The sequence below is a fragment of the Xenorhabdus khoisanae genome (assembly GCF_001037465.1).
GTDB classification, from domain to species: domain Bacteria; phylum Pseudomonadota; class Gammaproteobacteria; order Enterobacterales; family Enterobacteriaceae; genus Xenorhabdus; species Xenorhabdus khoisanae.
The window spans coordinates 1-1,497 of the sequence record NZ_LFCV01000171.1 but is presented as its reverse complement, the minus strand read 5'-3'; the positions used below and the strand labels follow the sequence as shown (position 1 = coordinate 1,497).

The following is a 1,497-nucleotide window of genomic DNA, read 5'->3' as shown; positions in this document are numbered from 1 at the left end:
CTGTCTCTTGATCACATCTCTAGCTCAAGAGACTGTGCAAGCAGGTACCCCTCAAGGAGGGTTTGTAATATGAACCATCCTTCCCATAATCTTTCCCATCCTACTCGACCATTACGTTTTGAATCGTACCAACCCGCAAGCTTGCCGAGGTTAATATAGGCCCAATAGAGGCTTGGTGCTTTCTTTGGGGGCTTCGATTTGTTTTGCTTTGACCACAGTAATTTCCACGCGAGCGGACTCAGGATCATTTCACAGCTCTGCTTTTCTGCTTCCTCTTTATTAAGCCCCAGATAACGCAGTTGATGAAGACGGACTGCAATAAACGCGAGTATCACCACCATGCGTTCTAAATTCTCTTTGCTCTGCATGCGTAACTCTTCAACCTGAGTTCCGCCGCTTTTCCACGCTTTGTGAAATTCTTCGATCAGCCACCGTTTTTCGTAGTAATCGAGAATACGCTTGGCATCTTCTTTTGTTTTCACGGGCTCTGAGGTCAGAATGTGCCAGCTCAGGCCATCATGATTTCCCGTTTCTTGACAACCGACATAGTACAGTGGGACGGAGTCACCGATTTTATTCGCCGGGATTTTTACGGTCACCGCCGCATAACGAACTTCGCAGTGTGCGTCACGCGCTTTTCGCCCGCCTTTTTGCCTCACTTGAACCGTTCTCATATCCGCATACACCAAGGCGCCACTGTAATGATAAAGCTTGTCGGTACTTTCTTCTATGCGGCGGCTTTGCATAGAGCGAACGACAAAGCGCTGATGATTTGAGACCTTATAGGTCAGATACTCGATAATATCGGCTTCCCGGTCACAGACCGAGATAACTTTCCGCATGTCAGCACCGAGGCGGGCTTCCATTGCGCGTGAAGCCCGTTCCCATTTATAGCTTTCTTTGTCTTTATAAGCTCTGCTCGCATGATATTGATTTTGCCCGTAAGCCTGAAGGTCTCTGGTCCAACGTGCCTGTTCAATGAGCCCAACGACCTGTTGCTTATCAGGCGCAAAGAGCAGAACGGAATGAGCATGCATACCTCTGGAATGCTTATTGGATGTGGTGTGCCCCATCTCATCTCGAACCGTAGGGTGGAGAAATTCCAGCGAGGTCGTATCTTCAAGCGCGAGGAGGCAATCATAGTGCTTAACCTGCTCAGCGGTGGCGGCAAAGCCAGCTTCTGCGATAGCTTGAGGATTAATGGCTTGATTGCGAGTAAAACGATAAGCGGCTTCGATATCCGCAGGGGATTTTAAAGATTGCACGAGAGACTCTCCTAAATGATTTGCAAGAGAAGAAGTCAGCTTGATTAGGCGCTTAGTGCGGCGACTATCCCCTAAATCAGCATATTGAAAAGTTTCTTTTGCCCATTGTTCAGCATCTGTTGAAAACATCATACGTGACCTCAGCGTAGTATTTTTTATTGAGATCAGCCAGGTAGAAAAAGGTTCAAAAAAATCCCTCGATTAAATCGAGGGATTTGTGTAGAAGAGACAG

1 protein-coding gene is annotated in these 1,497 nt (G+C 47.4%); it reads right to left on the bottom strand.

What is annotated here, in order from left to right; genetic code table 11:
* Window positions 1–11 precede the first annotated feature (11 nt).
* A complete protein-coding gene (locus AB204_RS18960; protein WP_047964947.1) occupies window positions 12–1,394 on the bottom strand; it encodes an IS4 family transposase in 1,383 nt (460 codons plus the stop codon).
* Window positions 1,395–1,497 lie beyond the last annotated feature (103 nt).

Bases quoted from the DNA above. Each gene is read 5' to 3' on its own strand.
- AB204_RS18960 (WP_047964947.1), bottom strand. From the start codon at position 1,394: ATGTTTTCAACAGATGCTGAACAATGGGCAAAAGAAACTTTTCAATAT.